The sequence below is a fragment of the Nocardia sp. NPDC003999 genome, from assembly GCF_053604885.1.
On sequence record NZ_JBSGIB010000007.1, the window covers coordinates 136,356 to 152,732 of the forward strand.

The 16,377-nt window shown below is 66.8% G+C and carries 14 protein-coding genes and 2 pseudogenes; 2 read left to right on the plus strand and 14 right to left on the minus strand.

What is annotated here, in order from left to right; all coding sequences use genetic code 11:
• Positions 1–123: 123 nt before the first annotated feature.
• Positions 124–1,923 carry a CoA transferase gene (locus tag ACWESM_RS16715; protein WP_364425504.1) on the plus strand — a complete coding sequence of 600 codons (1,800 nt, stop codon included), beginning with the start codon at positions 124–126 and terminating at the stop codon, positions 1,921–1,923.
• Entirely contained in the window at positions 1,920–3,572 is a 1,653-nt protein-coding gene (locus ACWESM_RS16720) for a class I adenylate-forming enzyme family protein (protein ID WP_364425502.1), read from the plus strand. Before ACWESM_RS16715 ends, ACWESM_RS16720 begins: the two co-directional genes overlap by 4 nt.
• A gap of 52 nt (positions 3,573–3,624) precedes the next feature.
• Here ACWESM_RS16720 and ACWESM_RS16725 read toward each other — a convergent pair whose 3' ends face one another.
• The 14 genes and pseudogenes from ACWESM_RS16725 to ACWESM_RS16790 form a co-directional block, all read right to left on the minus strand.
• Positions 3,625–4,395, minus strand: a complete 771-nt coding sequence (locus ACWESM_RS16725; protein WP_364425500.1) for a metal ABC transporter solute-binding protein, Zn/Mn family — start codon at positions 4,393–4,395, stop codon at positions 3,625–3,627.
• Between the two features lie 8 nt (positions 4,396–4,403).
• Positions 4,404–5,246, minus strand: a complete 843-nt coding sequence (locus ACWESM_RS16730) for a metal ABC transporter permease (protein ID WP_364425498.1) — start codon at positions 5,244–5,246, stop codon at positions 4,404–4,406.
• Positions 5,243–5,878 (minus strand): ABC transporter ATP-binding protein, encoded by a 636-nt coding sequence (locus ACWESM_RS16735; protein WP_364425496.1) that lies wholly within the window; start codon positions 5,876–5,878, stop codon positions 5,243–5,245. The genes ACWESM_RS16730 and ACWESM_RS16735 overlap by 4 nt, the downstream gene beginning before the upstream one ends.
• 128 nt (positions 5,879–6,006) lie before the next feature.
• Positions 6,007–6,540, minus strand: a pseudogene (gene sigC / locus ACWESM_RS16740) (RNA polymerase sigma factor SigC); the annotation flags it as partial.
• A gap of 391 nt (positions 6,541–6,931) precedes the next feature.
• On the minus strand, positions 6,932–7,435 hold the full coding sequence (locus tag ACWESM_RS16745; RefSeq protein WP_452492461.1) for a hypothetical protein: 504 nt from the start codon (positions 7,433–7,435) through the stop codon (positions 6,932–6,934).
• Positions 7,436–7,883: 448 nt separating this feature from the next.
• Positions 7,884–8,519, minus strand: coding sequence for a hypothetical protein (locus tag ACWESM_RS16750; protein WP_355078066.1), 636 nt, complete (start codon positions 8,517–8,519; stop codon positions 7,884–7,886).
• A 596-nt stretch (positions 8,520–9,115) separates the two neighbouring features.
• The gene (locus tag ACWESM_RS16755; RefSeq protein WP_355078196.1) at positions 9,116–9,556 is read right to left on the minus strand and encodes a DUF1931 family protein; all 441 of its coding nucleotides are present in this window, start codon (positions 9,554–9,556) and stop codon (positions 9,116–9,118) included.
• Between the two features lie 13 nt (positions 9,557–9,569).
• Positions 9,570–11,294 carry an FAD-dependent oxidoreductase gene (locus ACWESM_RS16760; RefSeq protein WP_452492463.1) on the minus strand — a complete coding sequence of 575 codons (1,725 nt, stop codon included), beginning with the start codon at positions 11,292–11,294 and terminating at the stop codon, positions 9,570–9,572.
• The gene (locus ACWESM_RS16765; RefSeq protein ID WP_083865197.1) at positions 11,272–11,538 is read right to left on the minus strand and encodes a UBP-type zinc finger domain-containing protein; all 267 of its coding nucleotides are present in this window, start codon (positions 11,536–11,538) and stop codon (positions 11,272–11,274) included. Before ACWESM_RS16765 ends, ACWESM_RS16760 begins: the two co-directional genes overlap by 23 nt.
• A complete protein-coding gene (gene trxA, locus ACWESM_RS16770) occupies positions 11,535–11,987 on the minus strand; it encodes a thioredoxin (protein WP_379252338.1) in 453 nt (150 codons plus the stop codon). The genes ACWESM_RS16765 and trxA overlap by 4 nt, the downstream gene beginning before the upstream one ends.
• Before the next feature lie 14 nt (positions 11,988–12,001).
• Positions 12,002–14,635, minus strand: coding sequence for an ATP-dependent chaperone ClpB (gene clpB / locus ACWESM_RS16775; RefSeq protein WP_452492465.1), 2,634 nt, complete (start codon positions 14,633–14,635; stop codon positions 12,002–12,004).
• A pseudogene (locus tag ACWESM_RS16780) lies at positions 14,617–14,945 on the minus strand (chaperone modulator CbpM). The gene clpB and the pseudogene ACWESM_RS16780 overlap by 19 nt, the downstream one beginning before the upstream one ends.
• Complete coding sequence (locus tag ACWESM_RS16785) at positions 14,942–15,847, minus strand: DnaJ C-terminal domain-containing protein (protein WP_397278256.1); 906 nt, start codon at positions 15,845–15,847, stop codon at positions 14,942–14,944. Before ACWESM_RS16785 ends, ACWESM_RS16780 begins: the two are co-directional and overlap by 4 nt.
• A 6-nt stretch (positions 15,848–15,853) precedes the next feature.
• Complete coding sequence (locus ACWESM_RS16790; RefSeq protein WP_364425480.1) at positions 15,854–16,369, minus strand: nucleotide exchange factor GrpE; 516 nt, start codon at positions 16,367–16,369, stop codon at positions 15,854–15,856.
• Positions 16,370–16,377: the final 8 nt, after the last annotated feature.

The following is a 16,377-nucleotide window of genomic DNA, read 5'->3' on the forward strand; positions in this document are numbered from 1 at the left end:
GGCTTCTCCTCGTCTGCCGGGAACTCGACGTCCCCGCGCTGCGACTGCTGTTGTCCGCGGGAGTGGTCGGCGGCGATCGCCACCGAGTTCCCGCGGCGGTCACTCTGTTCGAGAAGGAGAGCCATGACACTCGGCGCTACGCGGACCTCCGACAACCAACTGACGGCGAAACCATTGGAGGGGGTGCAGCTCGAGACCGGTGGACCGCCGGGTCCGGTCTCGATCGCGGCGCAGCACCTGCGGTTGCTGGGCGCCGAACCTTCCACGGCCGACCATGACGCGCTGACTCTCACCGACCTCGACGGCGCGAGAGTCGAAACCCGCCTGTTCTGGGGCAGGCCGGACAGCGAGGTGTGCGATGAGGCGACCGCGCAGGCCGCCGCAGGACTGATGCTCGTGCACGGACGTCGCGACGGCTCACCCCGCGGACTGGCCGTGGACTACGTCTCGACCGCTTCCGGTGTGCTCGCCGTCCAAGGCCTGTTGGCCGCGCTCATCGGCCGCGCGAGGGGCACCTTGGTCACCTCGGCGGATGTCTCGCTCGATCGCGTGGCGCTGCTGACCGTCTCGCAGTACCTCGCCGCAGCGTGCGCCGAGGACGATGAAGCCAGCCCACTGGCGCCTGGTGGGCCACCGTTCACCACTGCCGACGGCGTTCGATTCGAACTCGAAGCACTGGACGTCGCGGTGTGGGCCGAATTCTGGCAGGCCATGCGAGCACCGATGCAAGCCGCACGAAAAGGCTGGCGGCCCTTCCAGTTCCGCTATGCCACCGCCTGCGCTCCGATCCCCGATGAGCTGCATCACGCCACGCTGGCCAGCACGTGGGCACAGGTACAGGCAGCCGCGGCCGAATCCGGCGCCGACGTCTGCCGATTACACACCCTCGCCGAACGCTCGGCAGAACTGCACGACGGCGGAGAATCGACGCTGCCCTGGGAACTGGCCACCTACCCGGGGATCCCCGCGGCGATACCGGCACGCGGCCGATGTAGCGACGAGCGCCCTCTGGCGGGGTTCACCGTGCTCGAGGCAGGACGTCGAGTCCAGGCCCCACTCGCCGCGCACCTGCTGGGGCTGCTCGGCGCGACCGTCGTGCGAATCGAACCGCCAGGCGGTGACCCGCTGCGTGGCATGCCACCCACCTGCTCGGACATCTCCGCACGCTGGCTGGCCCTCAACCGGGGCAAGGACACGATCGAAATCGACATCAAGTCCCCCTCCGACCGACAGCGGTTGCTCGAACTGGCAGCCGACGCCGACGTCTTTCTACACAACTGGGCGCCCGGCAAAGCCGAGCATCTCGGGCTCGCCGCCGACACGCTGTCGGCCGCCAACCCGAGCCTGATCTACGCCTACACCAGCGGCTGGGCAGGACGGCTCCCCGACGCCCCCATGGGCACCGACTTCATGGTGCAAGCCCGCACCGCCGTCGGAGAGGCGGCCCGCCCAGCCGACGAACCACCGACACCGTCACTGATGACCCTGCTGGACGTGCTCGGCGGCATGCTGGGCGCCGAAGCGATTCTGGCCGGATTGCTGACCCGCGAACGCACCGGCCGCGGCGTGCGCGTGGAATCCTCCCTGTTGGCCGCCGCGCAACTACTGACCGCGCCGGCTCTGCGCCGGGCGCATGACGGTCTTCCCCTCCGTCACCCCGCCGGATTCCGTCGCCCGTTGCCGACCGCTGACGGGCTCATCGCACCCGCTGACGAGCACGCCGTCGCGGCAGCCGACACCGCGGCACAGGTGCGTGCGCTGTCCACCGACGACGCCTGCGCGATGCTTCGCGGCCGAGGCATCATCACCACCTCGGTGACCACCGATCTCACCACCCTGCCCACCGATTCTCGCTTCGCAGGCGCCATGACACGCGACGAACACGGCGCCGTCGCCGTGTCGTCGCCTTGGAGGTTCCGATGAGCGTCGCACTACACGATCTGGTCCCCCGCAAGCTACGCAGAACCTGGGCGGCCGACGGCAGCTACCCCGACCTCGACCTGTATTCGCTATTCCGGGCACGCCGCTGCCAGCACCCGCACCGAACCGCACTGGTCGACAACGAAGGCGAGGTCAGCTACGCGGAATTGGACGCCCTGGCGCGGCAACTGGCCGCCGGTCTGGCCGCCCGAGGCGTACAAGCCGGCGATGTCGTCGGCATCCAGCTGCCGAATTGCCGCGCCGCTGTCATCGCAGACCTCGCTTTGGCCGCACTGGGCGCGGTAGCCCTGCCGTTCCCCGCCGGCCGCGGCATGCGCGAGGCCGAGTCGCTGCTGCGGAGATCGGAAGCCGTCGGTGTCCTGGCCGCCGCCCAGTTCCGTGGACACCACCACGCAACAGATCTCGCGCAGTTGCTCGGCCAATTGCCGACATTGCGTTTCGTAGTCTCCGTCGGTATCGACTTCGCGCCGAAAAGCTGTGTGCCTTTCGCCGAGCTGTTCCCTGGCGACTATGACGATTTCGTCCCGGATCGCCCCGATCCGGACGCGGCCGCTCGCATCCTGGTGTCCTCCGGGTCGGAGTCGGAACCGAAGATGGTCGCCTACTCTCACAACGCGCTGGCAGGCGGCCGCGGCAACTTCATGGCATCGCTGTTGACCGACGACCGACCGCCCCGCAGCCTGTTTCTCGTACCGCTCGCCACGGCGTTCGGCAGCAACGGCACGGCTGTGACGCTGGCCCGCCACGGCGGCGCGCTGATTCTGCTGGATCATTTCTCGCCAAGGGAAGCGTTGGCGTCGATCCAACGGCATCGCCCCACGCACGTGCTCGGCGTCCCCACCATGATCCGGATGATGCTCGAAAACGGCGCAGCCGAGACCGACACCTCCGCACTGACGGCACTGGTGCTCGGTGGTTCCCAACTCGACGCCACCACCGCCCGGGAGGCACAACAAGCATTCGGATGCACGGTGGTGAACCTCTACGGGTCGGCCGACGGCGTCAACTGTCACACGGACATCGACGAAATCGATTCCGGCGAAATCAATTCCGACGACGGGACTTCGGGAGTGCTGGTCGGGCGACCCGACCCGCGGGTGGCGCAGATCCGCATCGACCGGGTCGACACCGGCCGGACCGCGGCGCCGGGTGAAACCGGAGAAATAGTCGCCCGGGGCCCGATGACGCCGCTGTGCTACGTCGGGGACCCGCAATTGGACTCACGTTATCGCACGAGCGACGGCTGGGTACGCACCGGTGACCTCGGCGTCCTCGACCCCGCAGGCCGACTGCACGTGGTCGGGCGGCTCAAGGAGATCGTCATTCGCGGTGGCGCGAACATCAGCCCCGCCGAGGTCGAACGCATGCTGGCCACGCATCCCGATGTCCGCGACGTGGCGTGCATCGGCGTCCCCCACGACGTGCTCGGTGAGCGACTCGCGGCCTGCGTCGTGCCACGGCCGGGCAGCATGCTCGACTTGGAAGGGCTGTGTGCTCATCTGGCGGCCAACGGCATGGAGCGAGGCAAACACCCCGAATCGCTCCTGCTGCTCGATGCCCTGCCGTTGACCCCTGCGGGCAAACCCGACCGCGCGGCTCTGCAAACACGGTTCACCGCCGTCAGGCACTGAAAACACTGCGGGGCAGCCATTCCACGGCTGCCCCGCCTCACGATCCGCCTGGTCAGGACCCGGAGAGCGCCTTCTTCAACGCGGTTGCCGCACCCCGATAGACGGACAGAAGATCCTGGCCCTGCTCGGGATAGTTCACGATCGATACCTGTTCGACGCCCGAGTCCGGCAGCACGGCGCCGGTGGACATGTGCGCGTTGTCGAGCACGAACTGCGGCTTCTTCGCACTCAACTCCGCCAACTGACCGGGCGTCACGGGTTCAGGACCATAGGTGCCCACAATCTGCGCACCTGCCAGCTCGGCCGCCCACGTCGAGAACACCTGGGCGATGACCGTCGGCTGCCTTCCACCCGGCCAAGCCGAGCGGACGTCCCCGCCGAGCTTGTCGTACTCGGTGCTGAACGTCGCGGTCCACGCCTGCGCCGCCGCGGTGGTGCCGAAGCGCTCGCCCAGCGCCTGCACTTGGGCTTTCACCTTGGCCGCGGAGTTGTCCAGATCGACTTCGATCACTTCGGCCTTCGATCCCGCGGCTTCCTTGATCTTGGCCGCGAACGGCTCGAACGGCGCGTAGAGCACGAAATCCGCTTCCGCCACCGCGGTCAGATCCGACGGTTTGGGATCGTAGTCCGGAGCATGGTGAACCGACGGCGGAACAATGACTTTCACGTCCGCCGCGCCTGCGGCTTCGGCGAACGCAGCCTCCCAGGTGGTGGTCGCCACGACGACCGGGTGGGTGTGTCCATGGTGGTCGTGCTGTTCGCTTTCGGAGCTGGAACACCCGCTCAGCAGCACGGTTGCCGCGACCACAGTCGTCAGGCTCATACCGGCGGTCAATGGTCGAAAGCGTGCCATGAGAATGTTCTCCGTTCAGGAATCAGATGGGCCGCGAAGGCGACTGCCCCCGCGGTGAGGACCAGCACCGGCCCAGGAGGAAGATCGAAGGCCAGCGCCAGCACGAATCCCACGGAATTCACCGCAACGCCGATACCGACAGCCCAGACGATGATCGAAATCAGCGAGCGGCCCAACCGCCGCGCGGCCAAAGCCGGCAGCAAGGTGAGCGCATCCACGAGCAGCGCACCGGTCAGCCGGATCGCTCCGGCCACCGCAACCGCGATCAGCACCAGCAGAATCAGCGTGAGCCGCCCCACCGCCACACCGGAAACCAACGCCAGCTCGCGATCGTGCAACAGCAGCGCCAAATCACGTCTTCGCCACCAGAACAGCGCAGGCACCACTACCGCGAGCACCGCCAACACGACGACGTCCTGGACCCGGACCGCGAGAATCGAACCCCACAGCAGCGAAAACGCCGCCGAAGCGTTCACTCCGGCCACCGCAAGCACCAGCAGCGCTGCCGCGACGGCCGAACTCATCAGCAAACCCATTGCGCCGGAGAGGGTTTCCGGCGTGCGCGCCAGCGGAGTGATCCCCGCCCCGGCCACCGCACACGCGAGCAGACCACACAACGCCGGATCCCATCCGGTCAGCATGCCGACCGCGGCGCCCAGCAGCGCGACGTGCATCATCGCGAACCGGACCGGGATGATCTCCAGCCCCACGATGGCCACACCGACCACCGGCAGCCCGATCGAGCCCACCAATAGCGCCACCCCGGCACGCTGCACCGACCCCATTCCGAGCAGATCGAACAGCTGCGCAGGCCCGTTCACGACAACTCCCGCAGTCGGCCTGCGGCCATCTCCAGCACTCGGTCGCAACGCCGCGCCATGGCGCGGTCATGGGTGACCACGACGAGGGTGACAGGCAGCTCCGTCAGGACATCGGCGGCTTCCTCCTGACCAGCGAAATCCAACGCGGCCGTGGGTTCGTCGGCCAGAACGACGCTCGCACCAGCTGCCACGCACCCCGCCGCGCGGGCCAGGTGCATACGCTGCAGTTGCCCACCCGAGAGCGTGTCGAGTGGTCGGCCGAGCAGCTCGCCCACACCCAGCCGTGTCGCCATCGCCTGCGCCTGACGGACGTCTCCACTGCTGGCCAAGAGCTCACCGGCCAGCAGCGGAAATCGGCCCGCCGCGGGCCGCTGGGGAATCCACCCGCACACCCGCCGCCGCCACGCATAGTCCGCCGATGTGCGACCACCACGGCCTCCCACGGAGATCTCGCCCCGCACAGCCGCGTGCAGGCCGATCACCGCGCGCAGCAGCGTCGTCTTGCCCGAGCCATTGGTACCGGTCAATGCGACCCGTTGACCGGCAGAAATGTCGAGGTCGACATCACTGACCACGTCGACACGTCCGTGCCGGCACGACACCCCCCGCAAGCGCAGGTTCAGCCCCGCCATCACCCCACCTCCTTACCGGCCGTCACCCGCACGCCGACCGGTGTGCCCGGAAGTAGTCGCACCACCACGCCTATCGGTTCCGCGACATGATCACCGTCGGCGGCGGACCCGTCGATCCCCCGCACCACCGAGACGAGGGTTTCGCGGGCACGGGCCACCCGAGAGCGAATCGTGCCGACCGGACAACCCACCGTCTGCGCCGCCTCGGCATAGGACATACCCAAGACCTGGGTCAACACGAACGCCTCGCGCCGCTCTTGCGGCAGACTGCACAGCAGGTCGTTCAACGCCACCTCCTCGGCGAAATCCGGCGTACGCCGATCAGGCCGCTGCTCGAGAATCTGCGACCATTCCGGCACCTGAGTCGTCTTCGGACGAGCGGCGACACTGCGGAACCGGTCCACCACCACGCGGCGAGCGATCGACAGCAGCCAGGTTCGTGCGGTCGAATTCCCGGCGAACCGCGGCAGACTGCCCATGGCCCGCAAGAACGTCTCCTGTGTCAGGTCGTCAGCGGATTGGACATCGGTCAGGTGCGCGACGAAACGCCACACATCGCGCTGCGTCGATTGGATGAACTGCTCCAACGCCTTTCGATTGCCGGCACCGGCCGACAACGCCAGCGCGGTCAGGAGTTCGTCGGACATCCGCGGCCTCCACATCGACGCATCCGGCACACGAGAAAGCGCCCAGCGCTTAGAGCCGATCGAGGAGAAGGACCGTCGCCGCGGCAGGCAGCCGACAGCGGAGAAGGAGAAAACATTCGCACAATTTCTGTTCGCGACACCACCATTCGGCGGTGCGGAGAGACCGGCAGCCGGACTCGCACGGTGCGCACACCGGCGTAGAGGACCGACTGCCGCTGGACGGGGGCCGGGTGTGCGCACCGGCGTCGCGGCAGACCCTGACGGCTTGCTCACGCGCATCGATGACACGAGCGGCTACGTTCGCCCCCGGAATACCGGCAGCGCCGAATCGCGCCGATCGACGATCGGCCGGGCAGCACTGCCTCCACCGGCAGCACAAGGCGTGACTGCCTCCGATGGCGAACTCTCAGAACCGAACCGCGCCCACCGGAGGCCCACGCCGCGCCATCACATGACGCAGCACGCCCGCGCGCAGCGTCTCGATGCGATGGTCGGCTTCCACCACGGTTCGGGGCTCGCTGTCGACCGACGGATGCACCAGAACCAGAAGCAGAGGCGCCAGAATCCGTGTATACAGCGTCGCCAGTAGCGCGAAGAAGGCGAGTTCCCCGCGCCACAGCCACACCGCGCACACCAGCGCGGCCGCCGCGTGCGCAGCGAACATGCCCGCATCACTGTGCGGATCAATGGTTTGGGAAGCGGCGTGAGCGGCCGACATCGATGACATGCCGAACCACACGTGCAAGACCGCCTGCATCACCGCAAGCCCACCGCCGATGGCGAAGAAGCCACGCTGACGATCGGCCAGCGCCCACGCCATCGAACCCGTCGCGGCAAACGCCACGATGAAAGCCGACACCGACACGCTGTGCCCCGCCGAGGCCCCATGCCCCAGCGCCGACAACAACACCGCGATTCCCGCGAACACGATGGCACGTGCCGCCCGCGCGTTCCGGGGCGCGGGCACAGTGTTCATAACGCCGTCCATCATGACACTCATATGCCGGCACTGTCCCGCGGGGTTTCGATCACGGCCTCGCCGCAGGCTGCGAAACCGACGAGCCGAACATCAAGCGGCCGAGCATGATCAGGACCTGCGACGAGCCACTCCCATACCGAGTGCCACAAGCAGGCCCAGGGCGCCCAGCACAATGCCGATCCCGCCGAGCCAGCGCGCGGTCGTATCGCTCGACGAACCAGAACTGGAGGACGCCGACTGGATGTCACCATGGTTGTCGGCGCCACCGGAATGCTTGGCGGCCAACGTCAGCGAAGGAGCTGGACGCTCCGGCTCGGACCCGAGCTCGGCGTCGTGGAGGGTCCGGCACCCGACCACGACTTCCGGACCTACCGACTGCTCAGTGGGTGTCGTTCCAGAACTGGATACCGGCTGCGATCAACGCCGGGACGCCGACGATTACGGTGCCCGCGACCGCGCCCATGCCTGCCAGTGCGGCGCCGGTGATGAGGCAACCGCCGATCGCCGCCGGAACCGCGAGCAGACCGATCGACACCACACCCCCGGTCGCTCCACCGACGATGCCGCCGGCGACGCAGCCGATGCCGCCGCCGATCGCACTACCCAGCAGGCTCCCGACAGTCGCCGCAGCCATCATCGACATGCTGAAGTTGCCGAGGGCCGCGTTGTAATTCGGATGAGACAGTGCATCGATCTCCTGAGCTGTCGCCGCGCTGATCGGGCGCGCGTCGGCGGGGTCGGCGCTCGGGGTCAGCGTGACCGTATCGCCGTCCAGCTGCGCGGCGATCGGCATCGCGCTGCCACCGTGGACGTAGGTCAGCGGAAGAGTCGCGACGGACGTTCCGCTCCGATCGATGAACTGCAGATGGTCATCGCTGACGGTGAGCGCCCCGGCATCCACGGTGAGCACAACCGAGCGGTCGACCACGTTGGCCTGGAAATGGACATCCGGAGTCTCCTGCGTGGGATCCGCCGTCGCGGTTCCCGCCGAGATACACAAAGCCGAGATAGCCATGGCGGCCACCGCAGCGCCCTTACGAAACATCACTGTCGTCTCAACTCTCGATTTCCTTGTGGCAGCGTGGGTTCGCAGCCGACAAAAGGTCGGAGAAGTTGTCGAACCAGTTCCTGATATGACGCACAACACATACCGACAGGAGGAGCGCAATCGCCGAGACCCGCTGTCACCCGTGCCGACGGTCACGGCCCCAGCTTCTGGGTCAGCTCCGCTCACGCTGTGACTTCGCAGTGAACCACGCCGATGGTAGCGGGCCAACGCGCCGGGGACGGACACCACGTTGAACAGCAGATTGCCCATACTCACCCTGAGAGCTACTATAGCCGCCCGCGTCGCATTCCCGGGGCAGATCCAGTAGCAGCATGCGGGATTGCCAGTCGCCGATGGGGCGGGTCACTTACAACTCTATGCGGCGGTTAGGTGCCCGTCGCTGACCGCTCGTCTCGGGTTGACATACCCGGAACTCAATCTGCGCGAGTTTGTTTGCTCTACCAACGCACGCTCAAGGGATACATTGCCGTGCAGACTATTTCGCAGCAGATGAGCCGTCGCGGCCAGCGGCGGTCTACTGGTTCGCCGGGCACGGGCGGTGGTCAGAGCAGGAGATGGAAGATGTCGAAGGCGATGTTCCATTCGGCGGTCCCGGGGTTCTTACGGTCCGGTTCGATCGTGACGAATGTGTGCGCCAGCGCCACGCTCAAGCCTCCGGCAATCAGCGGCAGTCGCTGCTCGGTCGCCTCGGAAAGGGCCATGTCCAACGGCGGCCGGGCCGCCAGTTGATCGAGCACAGACTGTAGTTCGATCTCCTCATCCAGTTTCTCGAACCGGTGGATGCTCTCCTGCAGTCCCTTGGTGATCGGCAGGTCCCACGGTTCGATCACGTCCCTCAGGTTTGCCTTTGCCGAGGCCTTGCCGATGAGGATCAGATCGTAGATCTTGTCGTCGATGAAATCCGTGTAGCGCTTGACGTCGTTCCGGTCGACTTGCAGGCCGGCCGCTGCCCGGAAGAATTGCTGGAATTTCACGGTACCCATCACTGGCATGTCGTCAGCTCCTGTCGAAGTATTCATGGATTTGGCGAACCGCCATCGCTCCCTCACCGACAGCGGAGGCGACACGTTTCACGGAGCCGGTGCGGACGTCACCGGCAGCGAACAGGCCGGGCAGGCTTGTTTCGAGCGTCCTCGACGGCCGGTCGCCAGTCCGCCGGTTGCCGTCCTCACGGGCGTAGACCGCGTCCATGCCCGTGAGGACGAAGCCGTGGTCGTCGAGTGCGATCGCGTCGGCCAGCCACCCGGTGTGCGGCACCGCCCCGATGAAGACGAACAGTGCGTGTACCCGGAGGGTGTTCTGTTCGCCCGTGTGATTGTTCTCGACCACAATCCGGTCGAGGTACTTCTCGCCGTGGACCTCTCGAATCTCGGTATTCCGGTGGACGGTCACGCGTGGATGGCGTTCGATCTGGTCGACGAGGTACCGGGACATGCTCTTTCCGAGGTCACCGCCGCGGATGAGCAGGTGAACCTGGGAGACACGGTCCGCGAGAAAGACGGTGGCCTGTCCGGCGGAGTTTCCGCCGCCGACGATGGCCACCGGGTCGGTGCCGCACATCCGCGCTTCCTGATGGGTTGCGGCGTAGTACACGCTCGTCCCCTCCAGCACCTCGATTCCCGGAACCGCCAACTTGCGGTATCGCGCCCCGGTGGCGAGCACGACGGCCCGGCCGCGAACCGTGCCGCCGTCCGCCAGCCGGAGCACGTGGTGGCCGTCCTCGGACCCCAAACCGCTCACCTCCGCCGACACCAGGATTCGGGCGCCGAACTTGCCGGCCTGGATCACGGCTCGCTCCGCCAATTCGGCGCCGGAGATCCCTGCCGGGAAGCCGAGGTAGTTCTCGATCCGTGAGGAGGTACTGGCCTGGCCGCCTGCGGCGAACGACTCCAGTGTCACCGTGTTCAACCCGTCCGAGGCGCCGTACACGGACGCGGCCAGACCGGCCGGTCCCGCACCCACCACGACGAGGTCGAACACGTCCTGGGCCGCGTCGTGGACCGAGTCCGGGACCGGAAGCCCGACGATGCGGGCGAGTTCCGCATTCGTGGGATTGCGCAGCACCTTCTCGCCGTGCCAGATCACGACGGGGGTGTCCTCGGGGGCGACGTCCAGGCTGCGCAGCAGCTGCTCCGCCCGTTCGTCCTGCTCCACATCGATCCATCTGTGGGGCAATCGGTTTCGAATGGCGAACTGCCGAAGCCGCAACGTATCCGGTGAATAGCAGGAGCCGATGATCCGGAATCCCGAACCGAGCCCGATCAGCAGGTGCCGGCGCACCAGGTAGGCGCGCAGGATGAGATCGCTGAGCACGGGATCGTGGGAAACCAGCTCGCGCACCCGGTCGGCCGGGACGACGAGTATCTCGCCGTCCTCGATCGCCTCGGCGGTGAAGAACGCCACCTGGCCTTCCAGCAGTCCGAGCTCGCCCAGGAATCGGCCGGGACCATGCACGCGCAGTAACCGGCGTTCGCCGTCTCCGTCGCCCTCGTCGATGATCGCGACCTTGCCCGAGAGGATGACGAAGAAGTCGTTGCTGGGTTCGCCCTCTCGGATCAGCACCTCGCCGGGGCGAACCGCTCGACGCGTGCCACCGACCTCGAGTGTCGCGACCTGGTCGTCCGTCAGCCGCGGGTATCCTCCGAGCTCATCCGGAGTCTCGTCGAGCGGCGGAATGTCGCGGACGGGAGCGGCGCTCTCAGACGAAGTTCTGGTCGACATAACACCAGCGCCAATCTTCACCTGGCTCCATCGACTGGACGATCGGATGGCCGATGGCGTGAGCGTGCGCGCTCGCGTGCTTGCCCGGCGAGGAGTCGCAGCAACCGACGTGTCCGCACGTCAGGCACAGCCTCAGATGTACCCACGGGGTGCCGAGGCGAAGACATTCCTCGCAGCCCTGCGGAGTCCGGGGTACGACGGGACGGATCGCGGTCACGTGTGGGTCAACATGGACAGATGTCATGGCTTCGTCTCCTTGCCTGCTTTTTCCGAAAGCGCCTGGTCGAGCCATGTGCGCAGTTGTGGTACCGGAGCGGCGCCCGCCTGACGAGCCAGGATCTCGCCTCGGTCCATCACCAGCAGAGTCGGTACGGCGCGGACGGTGAACCGTTCGGCCGTCCTGGGCGCAGCATCCACGTCGATCTTCACCAGCTTGATTCGACCCGCGCGTTCCCTGGCGAGCTGCTCGAGCGCCGGACTGACCATGCGGCACGGGCCGCACCACGTCGCCCAGAGGTCGACGAGCACAGGCACCGAGGATTTCTCGGCGACCTCCGCGAAGTCGTCGTCCCCTGCCGAGGCGATCCAGGGCAGCGGCTCGTGGCAGTTCCCGCAGCGCGGTTTTCCTTCCCCGGCCGCCGCCACCCTGTTGACCTTGCCGCAGTTCGGGCACTTCACCATTTCGGATCCCACGACGGCACCTCTTCTCAGGCCGCCGCGACGGCGGGTTCCGCATACGCGACGGCGAGTTCGTCGCCGGCCACCGTGACACGGATGGTGCCACCCGGTTCGATCTCGCCGCGCAACAGCGCACGACCTATCCTCGTCTCCACCTCGTGGGCGATGTACCGCCGCAGCGGCCGCGCGCCGTAGACCGGGTCGAAACCGTGTTCGGCGATGAGCCGGCGCGCTTCCGGCGTGATATCCAGATGTATTTGCCGCTGCGACAATCTGTTGCGAAGATCGGTGAGTTGTAGCTCGACGATGTGCTCGATCTGGGGCAGCGTGAGCGGGGTGAACAACACGATGTCGTCGACCCGGTTGAGGAATTCGGGACGGAAGTGCCCGCGCAGCTCGGCCAGCACGCGCTCCCGGGCATCCGGTTTGATCTCGCCGTCGGCTGTGACTCCCTCGAGGAGATACAGGGATCCGATGTTGGAGGTCATGATGATCACCGTGTTCCGGAAATCGACCTGCCTGCCCTGAGAATCGGTGATCCGGCCGTCGTCGAGCACCTGCAGCAGGGTATTGAAGACGTCGGCGTGGGCCTTCTCGATCTCGTCGAAGAGCACCACGGAGTACGGCTTGCGGCGTACCGCCTCGGTGAGCTGGCCGCCCTCGTCGTAGCCGACGTACCCGGGGGGCGCACCGATGAGCCTGCTCACCGTGTGCCGCTCTTGGTACTCGCTCATGTCCAGGCGCACCATGTTGTCTTCGCTGTCGAAGAGGGCACTGGCCAGCGTCTTTGCGAGCTCGGTCTTTCCCACGCCCGTCGGGCCCAGGAAGATGAACGAACCGATCGGCCGGCGTGGGTCACGGATACCCGACCTCGCCCGGATCACCGCGTCTGCGACCAGTTGCACCGCCTCGTCCTGACCGACGACCCTCTCGTGCAAGATCTCGTCGAGCTTCAACAGCTTCTCCCGCTCGCCTTCCTGCAGCCGGGCGACCGGGATACCCGTCCACGCGGCCACGATCTCTGCGATCTCGTCTTCGGTGACCACCTCACGCAGCAACGGATTCCGGCCCTGCCTGGTGGCCAGTTGCTCCTCCGCCGCCCTGAGTCTGCGTTCCAGCTCGGTGATCTCGCCGTATCGCAACTCGGCGGCCCGGTTGAGGTCGTAGTTGCGCTCGGCCTCCTCGGCCTCGTGGCGCAACCGTTCCAGCTCTCCCCGCAGCTCCTGCACCCGCCGGATCGCCTGCCGCTCGGCCTCCCACTGAGCGTGCCTGGCGTCGGCCTCGGCCCGTAGGTCGGCCAGCTCCTTGCGCAGCTCTTCGAGGCGCGCCTTGCTGGCCGCGTCCGTTTCCTTGGACAGCGCGGCTTCTTCGATCTCCAGCCGGGTCACTTTCCGGGTGAGCTCGTCGAGTTCGGCGGGCATCGAGTCGATTTCGGTGCGTTGCCGAGCGCATGCCTCATCGACCAAGTCGATCGCCTTGTCCGGAAGGAAGCGGTCGGTGATGTACCGGTGCGAGAGGGTCACGGCGGCGACCAGGGCGCCGTCCTTGATCTTCACGCCGTGAAACACCTCGAGGCGTTCCCGAAGTCCGCGCAGAATCGAGATCGCATCCTCGACACTGGGCTCGTCGACGAGAACGGTCTGGAAGCGACGCTCCAGTGCCGCATCGGATTCGATGTGCTTGCGATATTCGTCGAGAGTGGTGGCGCCGATCATGTGTAGTTCGCCGCGGGCGAGCATCGGCTTGAGCATGTTGCCGGCATCGAGAGACCCGTCGCCGCCGACTGATCCCGCGCCCACAACGGTATGTAGCTCGTCGACGAACAACAGGATGCGCCCCTCTGCCGCCTTCACCTCCGACAGCACCGCTTGCAGTCGCTCCTCGAACTCGCCGCGGTACTTCGCGCCGGCCACCAGGGAACCCATGTCGAGCGAGAAGATCGTCTTGTCGCGCAGGCCCTCGGGCACGTCGCCGCGGACGATCCGCTGGGCGAGGCCCTCGACGATCGCGGTCTTACCGACGCCGGGGTCGCCGATCAGCACCGGATTGTTCTTCGTCTTCCGGCTCAGGATCTGAGTTACCCTGCGGATCTCGGCATCTCGGCCGATGACCGGATCGAGATTGCCTGCCCTGGCCTCGGAGACGAGATCGCGTCCGTACTTCTCCAGCGCCTCATAGGCCCCCTCCGGGGTCGCCGAGGTGACACGCTGGTGGCCGCGCACGGTGGTCAAGGCGGTGAGGAAGGACTCTCGCGTGACCCCATGACTGGCGAGGACCCTGCCTGCCGCAGTGGCCGACCCCTCCTCGGAGAGGGCCATCACGAGATGCTCCACCGACACGTAGGAATCCTTGAGTCGCTTCGCCTCCCGTTCCGCCGCGTCGAGCAGCCTGGCCAGGCGCTGGGTGATCATCACCTGACCGGGCGTCGCACCCGGGCCGCTGACCTTCGGCCTACGCGACAGTTCACGTTCCAGATCGGATCGCAGGGCATCGACGTTGGCGCCGGCCTGCTCGAGCAGTCGGGGTACCAGCCCTTCCCGCTGATCGACCAACGCGAGCAGCAGGTGCTCTCCGTCGACCTCGGTGTGACCCATTCTTGTCGCTACATTCTGGGCTTCCTGCAGGGCTTCTCGTGACTTTTCAGTCAGGCTGCCGGTGTCCATGGGGTGCCCTCCTTCCGCGGGAAGCTGCTTCGAGTTTCTCGATTCGATCCAGCAGATCGAGTACGAGCCCGATTGCCGAGTAGTTCAGGCCCAGACCGGTCCGCAGCCGTTGGATGCGGGCGGCATGGGCCACTTCGGATGGTTGGAACGACATCTCGCCGCCGGCGTCTCGGTGGGCGTCGAGCAGGCCGAGCGCCACAAGCCTTCGTGCCAGGTCCGGGTGTAGCCCGGTACGTTCGGCGAAGGCATCTGGCGACAATCCGGGACGGCGAACCAATACGTACCGGGTGACCGGGGTCGGGGTGCTCATGTATCTTTCCTCGGATCGAAGTTCGATTCGGTGGCCAACTGCTCGAACAGCTCACGTTCGCGTGCTGTCGGTTTCGACGGCACCATCACCTTGATCTCGGCGTAGAGATTGCCGTTGGGGCCACGCGGATTGGGCATTCCTTCTCCGCGCAGCCGCAGCTTCCTTCCCGTCGACGAGCCCGGCGCCACTTTGACTTTCGCCTCGCCACCCGGGGTGGGAACGACGACGGTCGACCCGAGCACCGCCTCCCATGGCGATACGGGCAGGTCCACGTAGATGTCGCGACCCTGTATCCGGAAGCGGGAATGCGGCTTGATGCGCACCACGAGGTACAGATCCCCGGGCGGCGCGTCACCGTTGCTCCGCCCGCCTTGCCCGGCCAGCCGGATGCGCTGGCCGTCCAGGACACCGGCGGGAATGTCGACGTCGTACTGGCGTCCGTCCAGTCTGAGTGTGCGTTTGCCGCCCCGATACGCCTGTTCCAGAGTCAGTTCCAGTTCCGCTTCCTGGTCGGCCCCGGGAATCGGCCCGTACCCGCCGGCGCCGCCGAACATCTGCCCGAAGAGGTCCTCGAAGTCGACGGCGCCCTCGCCACCGAAACCTCGACCGAAGTGCACCCTTCTGCCCCCGCCGCCGTACCCACCGGCGCCGGCCCGGACCCGTTCGTCGTAGTCCTCGGGCACACGCCGGAAGTCCGCACCGAATCGGTCGTAACGTTTCCGGGTGTCCGGGTCGGACAACACCTGGTAGGCCTCGTTGGCCTCCTTGAACTTGTCCTCCGCAGTGGGGTCCTTGTTCACGTCGGGGTGATACTTGCGCGCCAGCTTGCGGTACGCCTGCTGGATTTCGTCGGTGCCTGCGCCGCGCGGGACACCGAGCACTTCGTAGTAGTCACGCGCCATCGGTGCTCACCCCTCGGGTCGGCTGACGACCACCGAGGCGGGACGTAACTGCCGACCGTCCTCTCCATAGCCCGGGCGCAAGACCTCGATCACGGTCCCGGAGGGAACGTCCGGTTGGGCCACCACGCTGACCACTTCGTGTAGCTCCGGGGAGAACGGCACACCGACCTCGTCGTGGCGCTCGAAGCCGAACTGCGCCAGCACCTGCACCGCCTGGTCCCGGATCGCCTTCACGCCCTCGACGACGGCCTGGGGATCGCTGCCAGCATGGGCCAGCGCGAGCTCCAAATTGTCCAGCACCGGGAGCCACGCAGCGGATACCTTCGCCACCTCCGCGGCGCGGGCACGGTCCAGATCCTTAGCAAACCGCTTGCGCAGGTTGTCCAGATCTGCAAGGGCCCTGCGCCAGCGGTCCTCGAGTTGAGCCAGCTCGGCCCCCGTGTCGGTGCGATCCGGCGCCGTCTCGGTCTGATCCCCGTCGGTAGCCGACTCGGTCGTCGAATGATCTGCGGACCTTTCCATCGTGTGCC

Bases quoted from the DNA above. Each gene is read 5' to 3' on its own strand.
- ACWESM_RS16715 (WP_364425504.1), top strand. From the start codon at position 124: ATGACACTCGGCGCTACGCGGACCTCCGACAACCAACTGACGGCGAAA.
- ACWESM_RS16720 (WP_364425502.1), top strand. From the start codon at position 1,920: ATGAGCGTCGCACTACACGATCTGGTCCCCCGCAAGCTACGCAGAACC.
- ACWESM_RS16725 (WP_364425500.1), bottom strand. From the start codon at position 4,395: ATGAGCCTGACGACTGTGGTCGCGGCAACCGTGCTGCTGAGCGGGTGT.
- ACWESM_RS16735 (WP_364425496.1), bottom strand. From the start codon at position 5,878: ATGGCGGGGCTGAACCTGCGCTTGCGGGGGGTGTCGTGCCGGCACGGA.
- ACWESM_RS16750 (WP_355078066.1), bottom strand. From the start codon at position 8,519: ATGGCTATCTCGGCTTTGTGTATCTCGGCGGGAACCGCGACGGCGGAT.
- ACWESM_RS16755 (WP_355078196.1), bottom strand. From the start codon at position 9,556: ATGGGTACCGTGAAATTCCAGCAATTCTTCCGGGCAGCGGCCGGCCTG.
- ACWESM_RS16760 (WP_452492463.1), bottom strand. From the start codon at position 11,294: ATGTCGACCAGAACTTCGTCTGAGAGCGCCGCTCCCGTCCGCGACATT.
- ACWESM_RS16765 (WP_083865197.1), bottom strand. From the start codon at position 11,538: ATGACATCTGTCCATGTTGACCCACACGTGACCGCGATCCGTCCCGTC.
- clpB (WP_452492465.1), bottom strand. From the start codon at position 14,635: ATGGACACCGGCAGCCTGACTGAAAAGTCACGAGAAGCCCTGCAGGAA.
- ACWESM_RS16785 (WP_397278256.1), bottom strand. From the start codon at position 15,847: ATGGCGCGTGACTACTACGAAGTGCTCGGTGTCCCGCGCGGCGCAGGC.
- ACWESM_RS16790 (WP_364425480.1), bottom strand. From the start codon at position 16,369: ATGGAAAGGTCCGCAGATCATTCGACGACCGAGTCGGCTACCGACGGG.